Origin of the sequence: Flavobacterium salilacus subsp. salilacus (genome assembly GCF_004634195.1) — a bacterium.
GTDB classification, from domain to species: domain Bacteria; phylum Bacteroidota; class Bacteroidia; order Flavobacteriales; family Flavobacteriaceae; genus Flavobacterium; species Flavobacterium salilacus.
This window is the reverse complement of sequence record NZ_SKBP01000001.1, coordinates 272,992-290,968: the sequence shown is the minus strand read 5'-3', so window position 1 is coordinate 290,968 and position 17,977 is coordinate 272,992. Positions and strand designations below refer to the sequence as shown.

The window sequence follows — 17,977 nt, the reverse complement described above, 5'->3', positions numbered from 1 at the left end:
CTCACTCCCTTTTTTTGATGACATGTTTTTAGTAAAGTTTATATAACTGCCATAAGGCACTTTTTAAACTTTTGAACATTTAAACTTTTAACTGAAGACAATGTCAAAAATACAAGAAGCATTAAAAAACAGCATACTCATTCTCGACGGAGCAATGGGCACGATGCTGCAACGCTATAAATTTACCGAAGAAGATTTCAGGGGAGAACGCTTCGCCGATTTCCCGCATCCGTTACAGGGTAACAACGATTTACTTTCGCTCACGCAACCACAGGCAATAAAAGAAATCCACCGCCAATATTTTGAAGCGGGAGCCGATATTGTGGAAACCAATACCTTTAGCAGTACTACCATCGGTATGGCAGACTACCACATGGAACATTTGGTTTACGAACTCAATTACGAATCGGCACGATTGGCACGCGAAGCAGCCGATGAATTTACCAAAGCCAACCCTGATAAGCCCCGATTTGTAGCAGGCTCTATAGGGCCTACCAATCGTACCGCGAGTATGAGCCCCGATGTGAACGACCCTGGCTTTCGTGCCGTAACTTTTGATGAACTGGTTGTTGCCTATAAAGAGCAGGTTAAAGCACTGATAAAGGGCGGTGTCGATGTTTTGTTAGTAGAAACTATATTCGATACATTAAATGCGAAAGCAGCCCTTTTCGCTATCGAAGAAGTAAAAGACGAACTGAGTGCTAATATCCCAATCATGGTGAGCGGTACCATAACCGATGCTTCGGGGCGTACCCTTTCGGGGCAAACGGTAGAGGCTTTTCTTATCTCTATTTCGCACATTCCGTTGCTGAGTATAGGTTTTAATTGTGCTCTGGGAGCAGACCAGTTAAAACCGTACCTGAAACGACTGGCACAGAATACTACATTAAATATATCGGCGCACCCCAATGCAGGATTGCCTAATGCCTTTGGTGAATACGACCAAACCCCGCAGGAAATGCAACAACTCATAAAAGAGTACCTAAATGATAACTTAGTAAATATTATAGGCGGATGCTGTGGCACTACACCTGAGCACATCAGGCTGATAGCGGAAGCAGTAAGCCACATAAGCCTCCCCAACCCCTCCAAAGGAGGGGCTTTTGGCACTGATGAGGAAGCCCCTCCTTTGGAGGGGTTGGGGAGGCCTGAAACAGGACTTTTGCTATCGGGACTGGAGCCTCTCATTTTTCCTTATCGTCCTTTTGGCAAAACATCCCCTTCGGGGGTCGGGGGGCTGGCATTTATTAATGTGGGAGAGCGTACTAATGTTACGGGTTCACGTAAGTTTTTGCGACTGATAAAAGAGGAGAAATACGAAGAAGCACTGGATGTGGCTCGCGCTCAGGTAGAAGGCGGTGCACAAATTATCGATATCAATATGGATGAGGGGATGTTGGATGGCGTTCATGCCATGACAACTTTCCTGAACCTTATTGCAGCCGAACCCGATATTGCCCGAGTACCTGTAATGATTGATAGTTCTAAATGGGAAATCATCGAAGCAGGGCTAAAAGTTACACAAGGCAAAAGTGTGGTAAATTCCATCAGCCTGAAAGAAGGCGAAGAGCTTTTTATTAATCATGCCAAAAAAATAAAACGTTATGGTGCTGCCGTTATCGTGATGGCTTTTGATGAAGCCGGTCAGGCAGATACCTACCAAAGACGTATTGATATTTGCAAACGTAGTTATGATATATTAGTCAATAAAGTAAACTTCCCGCCACAGGATATTATTTTCGACCCGAATATATTTCCTGTAGCTACAGGAATGGAAGAGCATCGCAGAAATGCTTTAGATTTCTTTCAGGCAACTAAATGGATACGCGAAAACCTGCCCTATGCCCATGTGAGTGGCGGGGTAAGTAATGTATCGTTTTCTTTTCGCGGTAACGACAGGGTGAGAGAGGCAATGCACTCGGCATTTTTATACCATGCTATACAAAACGGGATGGATATGGGTATTGTAAATCCTGAGATGCTGGAAGTATATGATGAAATTGATAAAGAATTACTGGAGCATGTAGAAGATGTGCTGCTCGACAGGCGCGATGATGCTACCGAACGATTATTGGCATTAGCCGAAAAAGTAAGAGATTCAGATTCCCCTCTCCAAAAGAGAGGGGTTGGGGGAGAGGCAGAGTGGCGCGCCTTACCTGTTCAGGAAAGACTTACCCATGCCTTGGTAAAAGGGATTGATGAGTTTATAGAAACTGATGTTGAGGAAGCCCGACAGCAAGCTGCAAAACCTATTGAGGTTATCGAGATAAATCTCATGGCGGGAATGAATGTAGTGGGCGACCTTTTTGGCAGCGGAAAAATGTTCCTGCCACAAGTGGTAAAGTCAGCACGGGTGATGAAAAAAGCGGTGGCATATCTGTTACCTTATATAAACCAAGCCCCCTCCGCCCCCGAAGGGGGAACTTCCAAAGAGAACCTAAAAGGGCAACTATATTGGAAAACGGCTAATCCTGCTAATTACAATCTGCTCAAAGAATTTTGTAAACAGATGCGTAATAAACCTACTGAAGCTGAAAAGCTTTTATGGTACGCATTAAGCGGAAAAAAACTTGAAGGCTATAAATTCAGGAGGCAACATATTATAGGGAATTACATAACAGATTTCATTTGTTTAAAACAAAATTTAATTATCGAAGTAGATGGATTAATACACCAACTTCCTGAAAATAAAATTAGTGATGAGGAAAGAACCGCATGGCTTGAAGAACAAGGATATAAAGTAATACGCTTCATTAATGATGAGGTTTTATATAATATAGAATTAGTTTTAGATAAAATAGTAAGCACAATTAAAGAAAATGAGTCAGTAGCTCCCCCTTCGGGGGCGGGGGGGGCTGGTAATGCTGGCAAGATATTAATGGCAACCGTAAAAGGCGATGTGCACGATATAGGCAAAAATATTGTTGCGGTTGTGTTGGCGTGTAATAATTTTGAGATTATAGATTTAGGTGTGATGGTGCCACCCGAAAAGATAATCGAAACCGCCATAAAAGAAAAGGTAGATATTATCGGGCTTAGCGGTTTAATTACTCCATCACTGGATGAAATGGTGTATCTCGCCAAAGAAATGGATAAGCTCAATATCAGTATTCCGATTATGATAGGCGGGGCAACGACTTCGCGCGCGCATACTGCCGTAAAAATAGCCCCTGAGTACAGGGAAACCGTAGTACATGTAAATGATGCCTCGCGTGCGGTAACCGTAGCAGGGAATTTACTTAACGCCACTACTAAAAAGGACTATAGTACAAAATTACGCACCGAATATGATGAATTGCGAGAAGGCTATCTTAGTCGTGCGCGCGATAAAGACTATCTTACCATAGCGCAGGCAAGAGCGAATAAGTTACTATTGGATTGGGAAAATTACACTCCGGTTAAACCTGATTTTACAGGAGTAGCAACCATCGAACCTCAACTTTCCGATTTGGTTAGCTATATTGACTGGACACCGTTTTTCCAGACATGGGATTTGCATGGCAAATATCCTGCTATCCTTATCGATGCGGTTGTGGGCGAGCAGGCACAATCGTTATTTGAAGATGCACAGCAAATGTTACATAAAATAGTGAATGAAAACTCGCTGAAAGCGAAAGGTGTATATGGTATATTTCCTGCAAATCAGGTAAATGATGATGATATAGAGGTAAGCCTCCCCAACCCCTCCGAAGGAGGGGCTTTCGAAGTTGCTGTACCCCCTTTGGGGGATAGGGGGCTTTTTCTAACCCTTCGCCAGCAATCGCAAAGAACTAAGGGCGCGCCCAATATCGCTTTGGCTGATTTTATAGCTCCAAAAGCATCGGGTAAACAAGATTATATAGGAGCTTTTTGTGTAACTACCGGTTTTGGTGCAGATGAAAAAGCAAAGGAGTTTGAAGCGCAGCATGACGATTATAATTCGATTATGATAAAAGCGTTAGCCGACCGACTTGCAGAGGCTTTTGCCGAGTATCTGCATGAAAAGATACGTAAGGAAATTTGGGGATATGACAAAAGTGAGCAGCTTACTAATGATGCGCTGATAAAAGAAGAATATAAAGGCATTCGGCCTGCACCGGGTTACCCGGCATGTCCGGACCATTTGGAAAAGAAAACAATTTGGCAATTGCTTAGTGTAGAACAAAACACAGGTGTAAAACTAACTGAAAGCCTTGCCATGTTGCCTGCTGCATCAGTATCAGGATATTATTTTGCACATCCTGAGAGTAAATATTTTGGGTTGGGAAAAATAAAGCAAGACCAGGTAAAAGATTATGCCGAACGAAGAGGTATAACATTGGCGGAAGCCGAAAAATGGCTTAATCCTAATATAGCGCCTTAACCCACCGAAGAGGAATTCCTAAAGGAAATGAAAAGATTAAATAGTAACAAATAAATTGCCCGTAAAATCCCCTCCTTTGGAGGGGTTGGGGAGGCTTATGAAAGTAACCGAACATATAGAAAAAGCAAACGGAAAATCATTATTTTCCTTTGAGATATTACCGCCATTAAAAGGGCAAAACATACAGTCTATTTTTGATAGTATCGACCCGCTTATGGAATTCAACCCACCCTTTATAGACGTAACCTACCACAGGGAAGAGTACGAATATAAGGAACTGCCAAGCGGATTACTGGAAAAACGAATCGTAAAAAAACGTCCCGGTACGGTAGGTATTTGTGCAGCCATACAAAACAAGTATAAAGTAGATGCCATTCCGCATATATTGTGTGGCGGGTTTACTAAAGAAGATACCGAAAACTTCCTGATTGATTTGGATTTTTTAGGCATCGATAATGTGCTGGCACTTCGTGGGGATGCCGTAAAAAGCGAAATATATTTTAAACCTGAAAAAGAGGGAAATTGCTATGCCACCGATTTAGTTACGCAGATAGAAAACCTTAACAAAGGAATATATCTTGACGATCATTTACAAAATACCTCGGCTACCAATTTTTGCATCGGGGTGGCGGGCTATCCTGAAAAACACATGGAAGCCCCCAGCCTTGACAGCGACATTCATTTTCTGAAAAAGAAAATTAAAAACGGAGCTACCTATATAGTAACCCAAATGTTTTTTGATAACAAAAAGTTCTTCGATTTTGTAGCGAAATGCAGGAGCGAAGGCATTACAGTACCCATTATTCCGGGGTTAAAGCCTATTTCTACCAAAAAACAACTCAACCAGATACCCCATCGTTTTAAGGTTGATTTACCGGATGATTTAATTATGGAAGTAGTTAAAGCAAAGGATAACGAAGCCGTAACAGAGGTAGGTGCAGCATGGTGCATTGCGCAAAGTAAAGAGCTGATTGCCGCAGGCATACCCGTATTACATTATTATTCTATGGGAAAATCAGATAATATAAAGGAAGTGGCAAAGGCGGTTTTTTAAATTCTGTTATATTTGCTCCTCAATCCGTAAAATGAGGCATTTATTACTTTATTTTTTGTTGTTATTTCCCCTTTTACTTTTTGCCCAAAGCGGGGCAGAAGGCAAATATACCGTTGATGCTAATTATTTTTACGGCAATATAGTCCCGCACCGCAAGTCGATACAACACCTTATTACAGGACATCCTGAGGGAGTTGTTATTAGTTTTAACCGAAAAACTTTTGGTGAAAAAGAATGGGAGTCGGCATACAATTATCCCGATTGGGGTTTTTCATTTCATTATGAGGATATGAAAAATCAATCGTTAGGCGAAATGTACGGGCTGTACGGGCATTATAACTTTTACTTCCTCAAGAGGAACCTCGTCTTTCGCATAGGGCAGGGGATAGCCTATAATACCAACCCGTATGACAAAGAAACCAATTTTAGGAACTATGCCTATGGCGCGAGCGTTATGCCTACTACCTACTTTATGCTGAATTATAGTAAGCAGGATTTATGGCAAGGGATTGGGGTGCAGGCAGGACTATCCTTTATCCATCATAGTAATGCCAGTATGAAATCGCCCAATACCAGTACCAATACCTTTGCGGTAAATGTGGGGTTGAATTATACTTTTGATAAAAATGAAAACCGTACCTACATAGCCAGGCATCAGGATAGTATTCCGTATAAAGAACCGATACGATATAACATAGCCTTTAGGGGCGGGGTTAACGAAAATAATGTTATTGGTGGTGAGCAGTATCCTTACTACGCCGTGTCTTTTTATGCAGACAAACGATGGAGCAGAAAGAGTGCCTTTCAGTTGGGAGTCGATTTTTTCTGGCCTAAATACCTGGAGGGGTACATCGAGTTTAAATCCGTTGCGTTTCCCGAAGAAAATGTAGATCCCGACACCGATTACCGAAAAGTAGGCGTATTTGCGGGGCATGAATTGTTTATAAACAACCTGTCTCTCGAAGCACAGGCAGGGGTATATGTATATGAACCTTTTAAATCAACAGGAAGCCTGTACCAAAGGGTGGGCATGAAATATTATTTCGGTAAAAAAATATTTGGCGGAATTAGCCTTAAAACACATGCTGCAAGAGCAGAAGTGTTAGAGTTTAGTATGGGCATAAGACTATAAGTTATGAATGTGATACAACGATTTACTTTTTTAATTATCGCATTGCAGTTGGTAACTGCCTGCAACAGCGACTCGGCTCTTGAATGTTTCAGGACAGCAGGCGATGCTGTACAATATGATATAGCTGTTGCCGATTTTAATGCAATTCATATTTCGGCGGGTATCGAGCTGGTTATAAAAGAAGGAACAGAACAACGGGTAACAGTACATACAGGAGAAAACCTAAAAGAGTATATCACTGCGGAAGTTATAGAGGGAGAGTTATTCATTACCAACAGCAACAACTGTAACTGGACACGGGACTATAACAGTACTACAGTATATGTAACCACACCGCATCTCGAAAAAATATACTCTGCTTCGCAGTTCGCAGTGAAATCTGACGGAGTCCTTACTTTTCCTTCTCTGGCAATACAGTCTGGTTTGTTCAGCGAAACAGCATCAGGTACTTTCGAATTAGAAGTAAACACCGAATATCTTCTGATTGAAGATGACCAGTTTTCCTATTATGAAATTAGCGGAGCAGTAAACGAGCTTTTTGTAAAGTTTTATAACGGCGATTCACGATTTGAAGGCAGCGGGCTGATTGCCCAAAAAGCAGAAGTTTTTCAGCGAAGCTCAAACGATATCATTATAAACCCGCAACAGGAGGTAAAAGGTACTATCTATTCCACAGGTAACTTGGTGCTGAAAAACGAACCGCCTGTTGTAGTGGTAGAACAACTGTACTCAGGGCATATAGTATATCAGTAAAGTTAATCCTCGTTTTTAGTCATTTCCCTGAATACGGCTTCCAGATTTTTATTCTTCAGATTGAGTTGTAATGTTTTTAACCCATTATCATGGGCAAAATCGAAGATTGACGGACGCATATCTTTATCAGTAGAAAAAGTAAGTTCCCAGGTAAAATCAAAAGTATTTTTATACGAAACAAGGTGCGGAATATTTTGTATAAGCTGCTCTTCCACTCTGTAATCAAAAGCCACCTCAATAACTTGTTCTTTATTTTCAGAGAGGCTGTTTATTTTGCGGTCAGCAACAATTTTACCTTTGTTAATAATAATAACCCTGTCGCAAATAGCCTCTACCTCCTGCATAATGTGAGTAGATAGGAATACGGTTTTATTTTTACCAATGTTTTTTATCAGTTCCCGTATTTCTACAAGCTGGTTAGGGTCAAGCCCTGTAGTGGGTTCATCCAGTATCAGTACTTCGGGGTCGTGCAGCAGTGCTGTGGCAAGCCCCACACGCTGACGATACCCTTTAGAGAGTTGCCCTATTTTTTTATTGGCTTCAGGGGTTAAGCCTGTAAGCTGTATTACTTCTTCAATACGCGCTTTAGGTACTTTATATACATCGGCATTAAAGGCAAGATATTCGCGCACATACAAGTCAAGATACAAAGGGTTATGTTCCGGCAGGTAGCCTATTGATTTTTGTACCTCTTTTTGCTGCGAGGTTACACTACTGCCGTTTACCAAAGCTGTACCTTCGTCAGCATTAAGATAGGTAGTAAGTATTTTCATTAGTGTAGATTTCCCCGCTCCGTTCGGACCCAAGAAACCAACAATTTCACCCCTTTTTATGGTAAATGAAACAGTGTCGAGCGCTTTTTGCTCGCCATAACTTTTAGAAATATCCTTAACCTCTATTGACATAGCCTATTTGTTTTAAGCAAAAGTAACAAGAAAAACATTAAAAAAACACCTGTCATTTTTTATATAAATTATAAGCTGCTCTGTGTGGGTTTAATAATGCCTTAATACAGGAACAGGGATTTATAATTACTTTTGGCAGCAGGGTCTTTTTTTAACATTTATTATAACATAAAAACGCTTTTTTATGACTGAAATTATATTGTCGGTAATTGGTGGGTTAGTTCTGTTTCTTTTTGCCGTATTTAGTCTTTCCGACGCTATTTTAAGTGTAGTGGGCGATAATGTAAAAAAGTGGATTGCACGTTTTACTTCCAATATATTTTCAGGTATAATTACGGGAACTGTAATAACTGCTATTGTAGATTCTTCCTCTGCGGTAATTATAATAACCATTATTCTGGTAAATTCTAAAGCTCTTACTTTTAAACAGGCTATGGGAATAGTTATGGGCGCTAATATCGGTACTACCATCAGTAGCCAGATTATTGCTATGGATGTGAGCAAATATTCTCCTGTTTTACTGCTTATAGGTTTTTTATTACTGTTTATTTCAAAATCGGTTCGATTGAATAGTGTTGGCAAAGTTATATTATATTTCGGAGTGTTATTCTTCGGGTTGTTCACGATGGAAAAAGCGGTAGAGCCTTTACGTGAAGAGGCTTATTTTGCCGAGTGGCTCAAAAGTGTAGAATCGCCGGTTTTCGGAGCCTTAATGGGCGCTTTAATTACGCTGGTCGTGCAATCGTCTTCAGCCACTATGGGTATGGCTATTATCTTGGCAAAAAAAGGTTTGCTCAGTCTGTCAGGAGGTATAGCCATTATGCTGGGCGCAGAGTTGGGTACATGCAGCGATACCTTACTGGCTACCATAAATGGTAGCAGGCAGGCATTAAAAACGGGTTTATTTCACTTATTATTTAATATTCTTTCTATTATTTTAGGACTGCTGTTGTTTTATCCCTTTACAGAACTGGTAGAAAAAACAGGTAGCGGCGAGCATGTAGAACACCTTGTAGCTAATGCACACATGATGTTCAATATTGGCGGTGTGTTGCTGTTTGTATGGTTTGTACCGCTTTTCGAAAAACTGTTAAACAAAATGCTGCCTGAAAAGAAAGTAGCCCAATAACTCGTTTTTAATACAAGTTACTTTCTGTATTTATAATACAAAAGCAGTAAATTTGTTTTATAATGCAGAAAATGGAAAATAACAGCGAAATGAGGCAGTGGCTGGACGACCTACAACTGTCGCACCCATTGGTAATAGCAGGACCTTGCAGTGCAGAGACCGAAGAGCAGGTGTTGGATATAGCAAGGCAACTTAAAGATAGTGATGTAAGTATATACCGTGCTGGGATATGGAAACCCCGCACCCGCCCCGGAGGTTTTGAAGGCGTGGGAGCCATCGGGCTGGAGTGGCTGCAAAAAGCCAAAGCCGAAACAGGTTTGCTAATGGCTGTAGAAGTGGCAAATGCCAGCCATGTAAAACTCGCTTTGGAGCATGATATTGATGTGTTGTGGATAGGGGCGCGTACTACCGTAAACCCTTTTGCAGTACAGGAAATAGCCGATGCACTGCAAGGAACAGATAAAATAGTGCTGATAAAAAACCCCGTAAACCCGGATCTTGCTTTATGGCTTGGCGGAGTGGAACGGATATATAATGCAGGTATTCGCAAGCTGGGAGTAATACATCGGGGGTTTTCTACCTACGAGAAAACTAAATACCGCAACATACCCGAATGGCAAATACCGATTGAACTGCATGACCGTTTTCCGGATATGCCTATTATATGCGACCCTTCGCACATTACCGGCAGGCGCGATATGATACAGCAAGTATCGCAACAGGCACTTAACCTGAATTATAATGGGTTGATGATAGAAACGCATAATAATCCTGATAAAGCATGGAGCGATGCCGCACAGCAGGTAACTCCTGACATGCTGAAAGAGATACTGCAAAACCTTATACTGCGTAAACCAACCGATGAAACAAGCGAGTTTAATGACAGGTTACAAAACTTGAGGCTTCGTATAGATGAATATGATGCAAAAATGATGGAAGCTTTAGGCAAACGCATGCAAATTGCCGAAGATATAGGAGCATTAAAAAAAGAGAATAACGTAGCGGTGTTGCAAAATAAACGCTGGAATGAGGTACGCAAACGTATGATGGCTATAGGAACTGAAAGAGGACTTACGGAGGAATTTATAGACCGGCTTTTTAAAGCCATACATCAGGAAAGCATAGGGCATCAGGAAAAGATTATTAATAGTAGTGATGATGTTACTACTTAGTTTATGGTAGTCAGTTATTACATAAACTGCTTATCTTTGTCGCTATGACAGGACTCGTATATAAATCTACAGGAAGCTGGTACAACGTAAAAGCCGATGACGGTACTTTTTATGAATGCCGTATAAAAGGTAAATTCCGTATTCAGGGTATTAAGAGTACCAATCCGGTTGCGGTAGGCGATGTGGTAGATTTTGAAATTGAGGAAACCGGCGATGCTGTTGATGCTGTTATTACCACTATACACGAGCGTAAGAACTACATTATACGCAAATCGGTAAACCTGTCTAAACAAGTACACATTATCGCTTCTAATATCGATAAGCTTTTTCTTTTGGTTACTATCAATAATCCGCCCACAACCACAAGTTTTATAGATCGTTTTTTGGTCACCGCCGAGGCATATGGCATAGAAGCAATACTTGTATTTAACAAAATAGATACTTTTGACAGGGAAATTGAAGATGAGCAGCTCTACCTGCAATATATCTACGGTCGTATTGGCTATACCTGCCTGAAAGTTTCGGCTGTTGAGGGTAAAGGTATTGAAAAGCTAAAGGATGAAATGAAGGACAATGTAAGTATGTTTTCCGGTCACTCAGGTGTAGGGAAATCTACATTGGTAAATGCTTTGCAGCCATCACTTAACCTAAAAACCAAGCAAATTTCCGAACAGCATAGCCAAGGGCAGCATACCACTACCTTTGCCGAAATGTTTGATCTTGATTTTGGAGCAAAAATTATAGATACGCCCGGCATACGCGGTTTTGGTATAGTAGATATGGAAAAAGGCGAAATAGGCGACTACTTTCCTGAATTTTTTGCCTTGAAAGACCAATGTAAGTTTAATAACTGCCTGCATAAAGAAGAACCGCATTGTGCCGTTAAAGATGCGCTTGACGAAGATAAAATTGCATGGTCGCGTTACCGCAGTTACCTGCAAATGCTGGAAGGCGATGACGACAACTACCGCACCGATATTTATGGTGATGGTAAAAACAATGAAGAGTAAATGAGGGTGGTACTGCAACGAGTAAGCGAAGCATCGGTAACTATAGCAGGCAGTAAAGTAGCCGTTATAGATAAAGGGTTGCTTATCCTGCTGGGTATTGAGGATGCCGATACGGAAGAGGATAGTATGTGGCTTACAGGAAAAATTAATAAACTCAGAATATTTGGCGATGAAAACGGTGTAATGAATCGCTCGATTCAGGATATAGGTGGCGATATTATTGTGGTTAGCCAGTTTACACTACACGCTGCTACAAAAAAAGGCAATCGCCCATCCTACATAAAAGCTGCAAAACCTGAGGTTGCCATACCGCTATATGAAAACTTTATAACGGTACTGGAAAAAGACTTAGGTAAAAAGATACAAACAGGACAATTTGGTGCTGATATGAAAGTAGCATTAGTAAACGATGGTCCCGTTACAATATTAATAGATAGTAAAAACAGAGAATAAAATTTTGAGGTTTTATAAATTCGGTTATTTTTGACAAAAAAATATTAACATGTTTTTAAGAATTTCATTATTATTCTTCTTTTTAGCTCAACAAAACCTTTATGCTCAATACAATGTATCGATAGTAACGCTCCCTGATACACTAAAGGAAAATGCAAATGCAGTTATTCGTTTTGACGAAAAGATAATCAATATATCTTCCAAAAAGTCAATGACTATTGAAACGAAAAGAATAATTACTGTTCTTAATGAGCATGGCGTGAATTATATTAATGCCGCTGAATTTTTTGATAACTCAACCCATATTAAGGCTATAGAGGCTGTTGTTTATGATAGTTTTGGTAAAGAAATTAAAAAAATCAAGAAAAAAGATTTTAAAGAACGTTCAATTTCTGAGGGTTCTATAATAACCGACAACAGGCTGCTATATCTTGATTATACACCTATACACTACCCGTTTACAGTAGTTTACACCAGTAAGACAGAAACTTCGAATACCGCTTTTATACCCCGATGGATGCCTATAGAAGCCTGGTATATCAGTACCGAAAAAGCAACTATAAGTATAACTTGTGCGTCTGATTTAGGCTTTAAATACAAAACTTATAATTTTGATGAAGGTGTTTTAAAAACAGAAAAGAAAGGCAATACAATACAACTGACTGTAGAAAATCTGCCAGCTTATAGATATGAGGATTACTCACCCTCTTTACACAAAGTATTTCCCAATGTACTTTTTAGTCTTACCACCTTTAACCTTGAAGGGGTAGAGGGCGAGGCTTTAAACTGGGAATCTTTCGGGACATGGATGTATCATAACCTTCTTACAGGTACTGATGAGTTGCCCAAAGAAACTATTGCCAAAGTACAGGAAATGACAGCAGGCGCAAATACTCCTTTAGAAAAAGCCAAAATAATTTATCAGTATATGCAAAACAAAACCCGATATATAAGTATTCAGCTTGGTATTGGCGGTTGGAAGCCTATGCTTGCTAAGGATGTGGACAGGCTGGGCTATGGCGATTGTAAAGCATTGACTAATTATACAAGAGCATTGTTGCATGCTGCGGGTGTAGAAGCTTATTATGCAGTAATATACGGCGACAGGGGTAAGCGTGATATTAAGGAAGACTTTGTATCGATGCAGGGTAATCATGTTATACTTGCCATACCTGATAATAATGAATTGGTATGGCTGGAGTGTACCAGCCAGCAACTGCCATTTGGTTTTCAGGGCGATTTTACAGATGACAGGACGGCTCTTTTGGTAAAGCCCGAAAAAAGTTGTTTAGTTCGAACCTCAGTATATAACACAAAAAAGAATACACAATTTGCTAAAGGAGAATATACCCTAACACCCGATGGTGCCATTATAGGGAGTATAAAAATCACATCGGCAGGCTTACAATATGATGATAAATATAGCTATGCAACTGCCTCTCCTGATGATTTAGACAGGATATACAAAAACCGATTCAGTAATATTAATAATCTGAAACTGAAAAAAACAGAGCTTAAAAATGAACTTGATACCCAAGAGTTTATAGAGGATATTAGTATCGAAGCCGGAGGTTATGGAAATAGGAGCGGTAACAGAATAATATTTGCAGTAAATGCTTTTAACCAATCCTCTCTCATACCACAACGTTACCGAGACAGGAAAATGCCTATGGAGATAAGGACCGGATTTTATGATGTGGATGAGGTAAGCATAAAACTGCCTGAAGGCTTTGCCATAGAGGCAAAACCGGATAATGTAACCCTTACAGATAAGTTTGGCGAGTATAAAGCGGAGTATGTTGTGGTAAGCCCGAATGAAATACTGTATAAGCGTTCGCTTATGATTAATAACGGGCTTTACGATAGTGCTGATTATGAGAATTACCGGCTTTTCAGAGAAAAAATAGCACGCAACGATAATGCTAAAATGGTACTTGTAAAAAACTAAACCAATCTTATATTATATATTATGAAAATTCGATTAATTGCCTTATTTGTTCTTTTTTCAAGCCACATTACACTACAAGCACAAGAGTTTGAGTATGAACTTGGTGAAGTTACTAAAGAAGAATTGGCGCAAACAAGCCACCCTCTTGATAAGGATGCCTCTGCCGCAATTTTATTCAGTAAAGGCGAGACTTACATGATTTATTCAGAAAGAGAAGGTTTTGAGCTGATTACTGAAGTAGATATGAAAATTAAAATATATAATAAAGATGGTTATGATTGGGCAAACAGATCAATACAATTTTATGATCCGGGCTCTGACAGAGAAGAGGTAAGTATATCTAAAGCTTATACTTATAATTTAGAGGACGGCAGTATAAAAAAAACAAAACTGAAAAGTGAGGGTGAATTTACAGAAGAGGTTAACAAATACTGGAAACGTAAAAAAATTGTAATGCCGGATGTAAAAGAGGGCAGTATAATAGAATATAGGTATAAAATAACATCGCCCCATATCAGTACTTTTCCTGAGTGGCGTTTTCAGGAGGGAATACCTGTAGATCACTCTAAGTATGTGACCAAAGTACCTGAATATTTTACTTATACCCCAAATTTCAGAGGATACCACATGCCAAAGGTTACTCAAGAAAAAGTAAGTAAGAGTATAAGTTTTACCACCAAGAACAGATCCGAAGGGATGGTTACACAGACTACATTTGACAATAGCAAAGTAGATTATCTGGAAACCATTACCGGCTATGAGTTTACCAATCTTCCTGCAATGAAAGATGAGTCTTTTGTCAGTAATATTAATAACTATACCGCCAGCATCGAGCACGAAATAACCATGATAAAATACCCCAACCAGCCTCTAAAATCTTTTTCGGCAACTTGGGAGGATGTAGCAAAATCAATTTACGATAATGAAAATTTTGGTGTAGAGCTGAAGAAAACGGGTTATTTTGAAGAGGATATCAATGCATTACTTTCGGGGTTAAAAACATCTGAAGAAAAGATGAATGCTATATATTATTATGTTAGAGATAAAATGAACTGGAATGAATATTACGGATATTCATGCCAGGAAGGTGTAAAAAAAGCCTATAAAGATAAAGTAGGTAATATAGCCGATATTAACCTGATGCTTACAGCTATGCTTCGTTACGCAGGTTTAGATGCAAACCCGGTATTGGTTACTACCCGATCTAATAAAATAGCCCTGTTTCCTAATCGCGATGCATTTAACTATGTTATTGCTGCGGTACAGTCGGGCAATAAAACAATACTGTTAGATGCTACATCAAAGTCAGCAAAGCCTGATATTTTACCCATTAGGGCTATTAATTGGTTAGGCAGGCTCATCAAGAAAGATGGAGTTTCTGGAGAGATACCACTATTGCCTACAACTCCGTCTATGGAATCTATCAGCCTTCTGGCTACATTGGATGCTGACGGAAAATTGAAAGGACAGCTAAAAACCCAGTACTTTGATTATAATGCTTATGCTTTTAGGGAACGTTATACCAGTTTGAGCAAGGAGAGCCGTATAGAGCGAATTGAGGAAAGCTATAAAGGTATTGAGGTCAACAATTATGAGATAGCCAATGCAAAAGATTTTGATAAACCGGTTACGGAGCAATATGAATTTACCCACAACGGCGATGGAAATATTGATATAATAGGCGATAAAATTTATATTAACCCGATGTTTTTCCTTACACAAAGCGAAAATCCTTTTAAGCAGGAAAAGCGCGAATATCCTGTCGATTTTATATTTCCGCGTCAGGACAGGTACATGATTAGTGTAACCTTACCCGAAGGTTATACCGTAGAGTCTGTTCCTCAATCCCTTTCACTCGCTATGGAGCAGAATATAGGCAGTTTTAATTATAATGTTGTTGTTAATGATAATCAGTTGATAGTACGTGCTATGCTGCAACTTAATTATGCTTCTATACCTCAGGACTACTACCTTACTATAAAAGATTTTTTTCAGAAAACTATAGAGAAACAAAACGAAAAAATTATTATTACTAAAAATAAATAGATGAAAAACATAACCCTGTTAATTGCTTTTACTTTCCTGTCATTTGGTGCATTTGCCCAAAAGTTTGAGTTGGGAAATGTGAGTATCGATGAATTAAAAGAGAAAGCCCATAAAGAAGACCCATCAGCGCCTGCGGCAGTTTTATATGAAAAAGGGGTAACCTATTTTGATTTTGACAGTTCGGGAGATTGGATAATTGTTACTGATGTGGAAGTAAGAACTAAAATTTATACTAAAGAAGGTTATAGTCATGCTAATGTGGAAATACCTTACTATACCAAAGGCTTGGATAAAGAAGAGGTTATATTTACCGATGTTGTTACCTATAATCTGAATGGTGATAAGATAGAAAAAACAAAACTCAAAAACGAAGGAGAGTTTAAAGAAAATTATAGTGTTAACTGGCATGTAAAGAAGATAACCCTGCCTGCTGTAAAAGAAGGCTCCATCATAGAATATCATTATCAAAAAAAATCGCCTTTTATAAGAAATATACCTGCATGGTATTTTCAGGGAGAATTACCCGTTAATAATACTGAATATACTATAAAAATACCTCAATATTTTACTTATAACAGGATATTGAGCCCGTATTTTCCCATAAAGGAAGAACAGGATACAAAAAAGACAACAAGAATATATAGTAACCCTAATCCTAAGGGCGGGTATGGTCAGAGCAGTTCGGTGTTGAAAAACGAAGTAGGTTCAGTAGTTTTTTACGAAATAATTAAAAAATATCAAGCTGAAAATGTACCAGCATTAAAAGGTGAGCATTATGTGGACAACATAAAGAATTACCTTTCATTTGTAAAACATGAACTCGCTAAAACGAATTTTCCTAATCAAGAAGAGAAAAAATATGCATCAGACTGGGATGCCGTTGTAAAATCAATTTATAACGACGAAAATTTTGGCAGAGAGCTTGACGAAAAAAGCTATTTTGAGGATGATATAAGAGCACTTGTTGCCGGAACAAATATGACAAGGGACGAACTTGTTGCCATAATATATAACTATGTAAGAGACCGAATGACATTTAACAAAGAGTTTAAATATGAATGTACAAACGGTGTAAAGAAAGCCTATGCGGAGAAGACAGGTAATGTTGCCGAGATAAACCTAATGCTTATTGCCATGCTGCGCTATGCAGGGCTGAATGTTAATCCGATATTGATTAGTACACGCGCTAACGGACATGTATCTTTTGTTAACAGAACAGAGTTTAACTATGTGGTTGCAGGCTTGGAATCGCAAAATGGGATTGTATTTTTAGATGCTACTTCCAAAAATGGGGTACCGGGTTTATTACCTATAAGAGCATTGAATGTAACAGGCAGAATAATAAGAGAAAACCTTTCTTCTGCCGAAGTATTTCTTACTCCCGATATAAATTCGGTTGAAAATAATATTGTTATGGCAAACCTTAAAAGCGATGGCAGTATGGATGGACAAATTAGAACGCAATATTTTGATTATAATGCATACATGTTTAGAGAAGCTTATCTTGACACAAATCAGGATAGTTATATTTCGAAAAGGGAAAAGGAATTAGGTAATATAATAATATCAGATTATAAGCTTACTAATGATAAAGAATATGACAAGCCGGTTACAGAAGGTTTCTCATTTCAAAACACCGCTGCCGCAGATGTTATAGGTGATAAAATATATATTTCGCCAATGTTGTTTTACGCCATTAATGGAAATCCTTTTAAGCAGGAAAACCGTACTTACCCTGTAGATTTTATTTACCCTCATCAAGACAGATACAACATCAGTATCACTATACCCGAAGGTTATATGATAGAAACTATGCCTGAGTCGGCAACAGTGGCTATGGAAGGCAATATCTGTACTTTTCGTTTTAATATAGCGCAACGGGGCAACCAAATACAAATGTCAATAAGTAATGATGTTAATGTAGGGAGGTTAAACCCGGAATACTACAACGACCTTAAGACATATTTTAATGATATGCTTAAAAAGCAGAACGAAAAAATAGTACTTAAAAAACTATAACGCTTTTAAAATTT

12 protein-coding genes are annotated in these 17,977 nt (G+C 39.1%); 11 read left to right on the top strand and 1 reads right to left on the bottom strand.

What is annotated here, in order from left to right:
• The first annotated feature begins 100 nt into the window (after nucleotides 1–100).
• From E0W68_RS01440 to E0W68_RS01425, 4 genes are all read left to right on the top strand, one after another.
• Entirely contained in the window at nucleotides 101–4,342 is a 4,242-nt protein-coding gene (locus E0W68_RS01440; RefSeq protein WP_135217623.1) for a vitamin B12 dependent-methionine synthase activation domain-containing protein, read from the top strand.
• A gap of 97 nt (nucleotides 4,343–4,439) precedes the next feature.
• Nucleotides 4,440–5,396 carry a methylenetetrahydrofolate reductase [NAD(P)H] gene (gene metF, locus E0W68_RS01435; protein ID WP_135217931.1) on the top strand — a complete coding sequence of 319 codons (957 nt, stop codon included), beginning with the start codon at nucleotides 4,440–4,442 and terminating at the stop codon, nucleotides 5,394–5,396.
• A gap of 31 nt (nucleotides 5,397–5,427) precedes the next feature.
• Nucleotides 5,428–6,528, top strand: a complete 1,101-nt coding sequence (locus E0W68_RS01430; RefSeq protein ID WP_135217622.1) for an acyloxyacyl hydrolase — start codon at nucleotides 5,428–5,430, stop codon at nucleotides 6,526–6,528.
• Nucleotides 6,529–6,531: 3 nt separating this feature from the next.
• Nucleotides 6,532–7,281, top strand: a complete 750-nt coding sequence (locus tag E0W68_RS01425) for a head GIN domain-containing protein (protein ID WP_135217621.1) — start codon at nucleotides 6,532–6,534, stop codon at nucleotides 7,279–7,281.
• A 2-nt stretch (nucleotides 7,282–7,283) separates the two neighbouring features.
• Here E0W68_RS01425 and gldA read toward each other — a convergent pair whose 3' ends face one another.
• On the bottom strand, nucleotides 7,284–8,186 hold the full coding sequence (gene gldA / locus E0W68_RS01420; RefSeq protein WP_135217620.1) for a gliding motility-associated ABC transporter ATP-binding subunit GldA: 903 nt from the start codon (nucleotides 8,184–8,186) through the stop codon (nucleotides 7,284–7,286).
• A gap of 184 nt (nucleotides 8,187–8,370) precedes the next feature.
• Here gldA and E0W68_RS01415 point away from each other — a divergent pair, with 184 nt between their 5' ends.
• The 7 genes from E0W68_RS01415 (at nucleotide 8,371) to E0W68_RS01385 (ending at nucleotide 17,963) form a co-directional block, all read left to right on the top strand.
• Nucleotides 8,371–9,315, top strand: coding sequence for a Na/Pi cotransporter family protein (locus E0W68_RS01415; RefSeq protein WP_135217619.1), 945 nt, complete (start codon nucleotides 8,371–8,373; stop codon nucleotides 9,313–9,315).
• A gap of 71 nt (nucleotides 9,316–9,386) precedes the next feature.
• Nucleotides 9,387–10,487 carry a bifunctional 3-deoxy-7-phosphoheptulonate synthase/chorismate mutase type II gene (locus E0W68_RS01410; protein ID WP_135217930.1) on the top strand — a complete coding sequence of 367 codons (1,101 nt, stop codon included), beginning with the start codon at nucleotides 9,387–9,389 and terminating at the stop codon, nucleotides 10,485–10,487.
• Nucleotides 10,488–10,531: 44 nt separating this feature from the next.
• Nucleotides 10,532–11,497, top strand: coding sequence for a ribosome small subunit-dependent GTPase A (gene rsgA / locus E0W68_RS01405; RefSeq protein WP_135217618.1), 966 nt, complete (start codon nucleotides 10,532–10,534; stop codon nucleotides 11,495–11,497).
• Nucleotides 11,498–11,950 carry a D-aminoacyl-tRNA deacylase gene (gene dtd, locus E0W68_RS01400; RefSeq protein ID WP_135217617.1) on the top strand — a complete coding sequence of 151 codons (453 nt, stop codon included), beginning with the start codon at nucleotides 11,498–11,500 and terminating at the stop codon, nucleotides 11,948–11,950.
• Nucleotides 11,951–11,999: 49 nt separating this feature from the next.
• Nucleotides 12,000–13,898: a DUF3857 domain-containing protein gene (locus E0W68_RS01395; RefSeq protein WP_135217616.1), complete on the top strand. Its 1,899-nt coding sequence runs from the start codon at nucleotides 12,000–12,002 to the stop codon at nucleotides 13,896–13,898.
• 21 nt (nucleotides 13,899–13,919) lie between these two features.
• Entirely contained in the window at nucleotides 13,920–15,944 is a 2,025-nt protein-coding gene (locus E0W68_RS01390) for a DUF3857 domain-containing protein (protein ID WP_162845784.1), read from the top strand.
• Entirely contained in the window at nucleotides 15,945–17,963 is a 2,019-nt protein-coding gene (locus E0W68_RS01385; protein WP_135217614.1) for a DUF3857 domain-containing protein, read from the top strand.
• The last annotated feature ends 14 nt before the right edge of the window (nucleotides 17,964–17,977 follow it).